The organism is Mongoliibacter sp. (assembly GCF_007692705.1).
Lineage (GTDB): Bacteria > Bacteroidota > Bacteroidia > Cytophagales > Cyclobacteriaceae > Mongoliibacter.
Map to the genome: position 1 here is coordinate 1 of NZ_REBN01000283.1, position 6322 is coordinate 6322.

The following is a 6322-nucleotide window of genomic DNA, read 5'->3' on the forward strand; positions in this document are numbered from 1 at the left end:
CTATATTTCAACTATATTTCCCCTTAAATCTCCGCCCCAGATCAAGTCTAACCCCACACCCAGCCACCCCCATATTTATACTATATCCCGAATTGCTTCACTCTCGGGACCTTCGCTAAAGCTCCAGTTTCCACTATATTTCAACCATATTTCCTCCAATTAAAACCCTTTGAGCCAAACATTTTAAAAATTAGAATGATATATTGAGTGTCGATTACTTTAACCGGATGCGTAGTAAAGATTTCCTTAAATTATTTTTCTTAGTCAGCTTTCTCAGTAGCTACTCGTTTCCTGCTAATGCACAGTTAAGCACAGTAGGGAAGGAATTTTGGTTTGGCTTTATGGATAACTTCAGGGTAGAGGGAAACACCCCCGAGAATACAGCTCTGGATTATGGAATTGTTATCATTACAGCCAGTGAACAGGCCTCAGGAATATTACAATATGGCAATACCACAATTGATTTTAATTTGAACGCGGGTCAGCAACTGGTGCATAGGATTGAAGACTTTGACATTCTCTCTAGATTGGCAGGTGTAGTGGAGAACAAAGGTGTTTATATCAATTCCTCTGGAAATATTGCAGTACATGCCTTTAATGAGCGAAGACGCTCAGCAGACGGTACTGTCATATTGCCCCTCTCAGCTTTAGGAAAGGATTATTATGTAACTTCTCATTATGAAGTAATGACCGTTGATGTCAATTACAATGCAAATGTCAATGATGAAAGTACACTTTTGATCGTAGCGGTAGAAGAAAATACACGCTTAGAAATCACACCCAGTGTCAATACACTTACCGGTAATGCTGCAGGAACACCATTTAATATTGAATTGAATACCGGTCAATCCTATCAACTCAAAGCGCGGGACGACCTCACAGGTACACGGGTGAGGGTAGTCGGTGATACCGCTGATGATTGTAAAAACCTTGCGGTATTCGGTGGAAATAAATGGACCAGTGTGGGCAATTGCGGTGGTGCAAATGATCACCTTTACCAACAAATGTATCCTACTGCAACTTGGGGTATGGATTACATCCATATTTCATATGATGGGAGATCATCGGGAGAATTGGTAAAAGTTCTTGCTTCCGAAAATAACACAACGGTTACCATCAACGGTGAAAATGCGGGAACAATCAATGCAGGTCAGTTTTTGACTTTTGATTTCCCCTCTGATTTTACGGCAAGTATAAAGACCTCCAAACCTTCTGCTGTTACTGGATTTTCAAAAAGTCAGGAATGTAATAACCCGGCCGAACCTTTTTACCTGGATGGAGATCCATTTATGATTACGTATAGCCCAAATGAACAGCTTCTAACTTCTATCACCTTTAATGCGATTCAGTTACCTTCCATCAATAGGCATTATGTCAATATCCTGGTTAAATCAGACGCGGTGAATCAAACTTCTTTGGATGGACAGATGATAGGAGGTAATTTCCAACCTGTACCTGGAGATCCTGAATATGCTTTTTCAAGGATTTTTATCAATCAGGGTGTACACCGACTTGATAATCCTGAGGGTTTTATCGCATATGTTTATGGCTTTGGCGAAATTGAATCCTATGGCTATGCTACTGGGGCAAGTTTGGATAATCTCAATTTTGAAGTGGAGCCGGAGTATGAATTTGATGTTGAAGGAGAAAGAGTGGCCTGCCTCAATCAGGTTGCCGATTGGGAAATTTTTCCGGAAAATGAAGTATTCACTTACTTTGTTTGGGACTTTGGAGATGATTCTGATGCCAAAATAGGTAAGCTTGTTAACCATGTTTACACGGAACCGGGAACCTATGAAGTTAAAGTAACTGCTTCCATCAGTGAGTTTAGCTGTGATTTACAGGAGGAAATAACTTTTGAAGTGAGTGTTTTGGAAACTGATGGAGAAATTGGGGGCTTGAATTCTGTTTGCCCTGATGTGGAAGAATTAACTTATGGATTTTTCTCTGACTCACCTTTTAGTAAAGTAGAATGGATTGCTGATGGTGGGGAGGTATTGGAAGTAAATAGTACAGGAACAAGGGCAAAAGTAGCCTGGGGAACTACCAATCCCAATGCATCTCTTACTGCAATTCCTTATACTATCGAAGGATGCCCAGGTGAACCAATTGTCATTCCTGTTACCATTTCAGAAGTGATTATTGCCGAAAATATTGAAGGAGATACAAAAATCTGCTTTGACCCAAATTCAATCACTACTTATACCATACCAAATCCAAGTGATTCCAGGACTTATACTTGGGAGGTGACCAATGGGCAGATTGTTGGTCCTACAGATGAAGCCAGCGTTCAGGTGAGGTGGGATCAGGAAAATGTCATTGGGGAATTACTGTATAGGACCAATTCAATCCTAAATCCAGACTGCTTTGGTGAATCGGAAGTATTATTTGTGGAAGTGGGTGGAGCCTTTGATGTAGAAATAGGGGAGGTGGAAGATTTAGTGTGTTTTGAAGACAATTCAGGCCAAATAAGCATCAAGGTCTCAGGCGGTGTGGCTCCTTTCACTTTTGAGTGGTCCCATGATCCAACTTTGAATGAAGCCATTGCAACCTCTTTGTCTTCAGGTTCATATAATGTTAAAGTCAAGGATAGTTTCGGTTGTGAATTGCTGATTGAAAACATAGAGGTAAGCCAACCGGATTTATTCAGTGTCAACCGAATCGACAAGATATCTCCAAGCTGTTTTGGGAGAGATGATGCTGAAGCCATCCTGATATTACAGGGAGGTACGCTGCCTTATACCCTGGACATTCCAAATGCAATGGTGGAGGGGAATGAGATCAGGATACTGGATTTACCTTTTGGTTTTCATGAATTTGAAGTTCTGGATGCGAATCTTTGTCAATTACAAGTTTCTTTTGAAATAGAGGAAACTCCCGCTGAAACATTTGAAGTGAGGGTACAGAAACCCACCTGTCCGGGAGAATCAAACGGTGAACTTTTGGCAATACCAGATGCAAGGTTTGGACCCCTGACCTATTCATGGGAATTTGATGGAAGCTCAGATGCATTGCTTGCAGGTGTTCCATCGGGGACTTATGAGGTCGAAGTACAGGACAGCAGAGGTTGTATAAGTGTAGGAATAGGAATATTGCTGGAAGAAGGGCCTAAAGTAAGGATGCCTACTGGATTTAATCCAGAAGAAGGCCTGTATGAAGGGGTATCCAATTGTGAGACTTCCTTTACCATCACCATATTCAACAGGTGGGGCCAGATGATTTTTACTGGTAATTCAGGTTGGGATGGGAAGATTGCTGACAGAGATGCTCCAATGGGTTCTTATTCTTATCTCGTACGATATGATTTTATCCTTAATGGAGAGCAAAAATCTGAGGAACAAAGGGGAATCTTCACCCTTATCCGATAAATTCAGCTTAATAAGCAATATTGAGAACAATTACGCTGCAAATTCATTTTAACACTGATGGTTTTTATTATATTGAAATCATCATTAATGAAGGTGTGATGCTGTGCTAAGTGGCGGTAGCTGAAGAAAATGCGAAGTAGTCTGCAAAAATTAAGTCAATTCCTTATCATACTTGGATATTTCTTGGGTAGTAGCACTTTGACTTTTGGTCAATCCACTACGATTGGAAGGGAATTTTTTCTGGGTTTTATGGAAAATAACCGTACCACTTCACCTGTGTCCAGGCTGGATCAGGCTTCCATAATCATTTCTGCAGAAGAAGATGCCTCAGGAGTAATTCAGTACGAAAGTAACTCTATTCCTTTTACAGTAGAAGCCGGCAAACAATTTATTTACGAGTTTCCTCAAGATGGAATCGACATAATACACAGAAGTTCAAGGCAAATAGAGAACAAGGGTGTAAGTATAGTTTCAGATGGCAATATTTCTGTACACGCTTTTAATTTCCGAGCAAGGAGTGCAGATGGAACAGTTATTTTACCCTTGCCCTCACTTGGTAAGGATTACTATGTCACGGCACATCATGAAAACTTCAACCCTGGCGTTGACCCAGGTTCTAATATCAATTTCGAAAGTACGCTTCTAGTAGTAGCTGTAGAGGACGACACAAGAGTGGAAATTAACATTACAGCGCAATCCAATGATCCTGTACCAATTCCTCAGGGCTCAACAATCTCTGTGGTGCTGAGTAAGGGAGAAAGCTATCAGGTAAAGTCTGTGGGAGACTTGACGGGTTCAAGGGTGAGGGTGGTCAATAGTTCGGGTGATGACTGTAAGAATGTGGCAGTATTTGGGGGGAATAAAATGACTTCAGTTGCACAGGATTGTAATGGGTCTACAGGAGATCACCTTTTCCAGCAGACTTACCCCACATTTGCATGGGGAAAAGAATACGTACATATTCCATTCGCAGGACGTACATCCGGTGAAATGGTCAAGGTTCTTGCATCTGAGAACAATACCCGTGTTTTTGTGAACGGCCAACAAAGGGCTACACTCAATGCAGGGAGACATATTTCCTTTTCTTTTGATAGGGATGAACTCGCCAATATTACCGGAGATAAGCCTATTGCAGTGACCACTTTTGCAAAAAGTTATTTTTGTAATGTACAGTCAGGTGCAGGAGCCAGCGATGGGGATCCTACCATGATTACCCTAAGTCCAAATAATCAACTGATCAGAAGTACAGTGTTTTCAGCCTTGCAGGTTGAGGGAATAGTGAAGCATTTTGTCAATATACTATCCAAAACGGAAAGTGCCGGACAAACAGTTTTAGATGGTCAAAATATAGGAGCACAATTTCAACCCGTTCCCGGTAATCCTACACTTTCTTATGCCAGGATTGAAATCTCTGAAGGAAGCCATACCCTTAGCAATCCTGAAGGGATAGTAGGTTATGTGTATGGTTCAGGATTTATAGAATCCTATGGTTATTCGGCCGGCGCGAGTATCAATAACCTGAATTTTGAAACAGAGGTGGATTATGAATTTGAGGTGGATGGGGAGAATGTTGCCTGCTTGGGAGAAATGGCTTCTTGGACGGTTATTCCCAGAGACTCAAAATTCGTGATTTTTGAATGGCAGTTTGAAAATGATGATGAGATAAAGGAAGGGGCTACTGTTGAACATATTTTTGAAGAGCCGGGTACATTTCAGGTGAAAATTATTGCCATGACAGGTGATAGATCCTGTGACGAAATGGAGGAAGCTACATTTGAAGTGACAGTAGTTGAAACCGATGGACAATTAGAAGGCCCTGATAATGTTTGTCCCTTGATAGACGAGGCAACTTATACTTTTGAAAACCCAGAAAATACTGAAGCTATACTATGGGAAGTGATAGGAGGGGAGGTAGTGGATGAAACTGATTTCTCAATTACAATACTTTGGGGAGAGTTTGACCCTGATGCTAAGGTTGTAGCAATACCTTTGACAAGTGAAGGTTGTCAGGGAAAGGCTCAGGTAATTGATGTGTTTATCAATGATTCCATTGTACCGGGAAAACCGAGGGGTATAGCAGCTGTGTGTTTTGTAGAAGGGGCCTCACAGTTCTACTCAGTAAGGGATAAAATACCTGGAAGGAAGTACCAGTGGTTTGTTACAGGTGGCACTTTTCTATCGGACACAGATACAGAAGAAGTGGAAGTTGAATGGCCAGGTCCAGGTGCTACAGGGGAAATCTGGTATGAAGAAGTCAGTGAAACCAACCCAAGCTGCGGGGGAGAATCCGATAGGCTTGCTGTTACAGTTAATCCTCCTATGCAGGCTTCAGTAGGAGACATTTCAGAATTGATTTGTGCTGGAACCACTGCCGGGAAAATTGAGATAGATGTAAATGGAGGTTCGGGAGAATATACCTTTATCTGGTCTCATAATGAAAGTCTCAATGCAGCATCCGTCAATAATCTAGGTGCAGGTATTTACTCAGTATTGGTAAGAGATGCCGGTGGATGTGAAATATTCCTCGAGGATTTAAGCATAGAAGAAGCTGATCCAATGGAACTTTTGGGTGATGTTCAAGAAATTGATGCGCTGTGTTTTAATTCAGGGGATGGACAGGCTAATTTCTCCATAACAGGAGGAGTAGCACCTTTTACCGTTGATTGGTCAGACGCGCTGATTATAGAAAGGGATTTCCAGCTTTTCGGTCTGGAAAGAGGTTCTTACGATATTACGGTCAGGGACGCCAGCGGATGTGATTTTCCGGTAGCAGTTGAAATAGAGTCTCCTGAACCTTTAGAAACAGAATTTATTCTTGAAAATGTCGCCTGTCCGGGAAGTGCATCAGGTTCTCTTTTAGCAATAAGTAAAGGGGGGCTTGGCCCCTATGCCTATGTTTGGGAATTTGATGGCAGCACAGGACCCCGATTGACAGATGTGCCCAGTGGAGACTA

Annotated in this window: 2 protein-coding genes; both read left to right on the forward strand. The window is 41.8% G+C overall.

The window, feature by feature from the left end:
• Window positions 1-227: 227 nt before the first annotated feature.
• Window positions 228-3368 (forward strand): PKD domain-containing protein, encoded by a 3141-nt coding sequence (locus EA341_RS18935; protein ID WP_293016746.1) that lies wholly within the window; start codon window positions 228-230, stop codon window positions 3366-3368.
• A gap of 129 nt (window positions 3369-3497) precedes the next feature.
• A partial coding sequence (locus EA341_RS18940) for a PKD domain containing protein (RefSeq protein ID WP_293016747.1) occupies window positions 3498-6322 on the forward strand: 2825 nt, incomplete at its 3' end.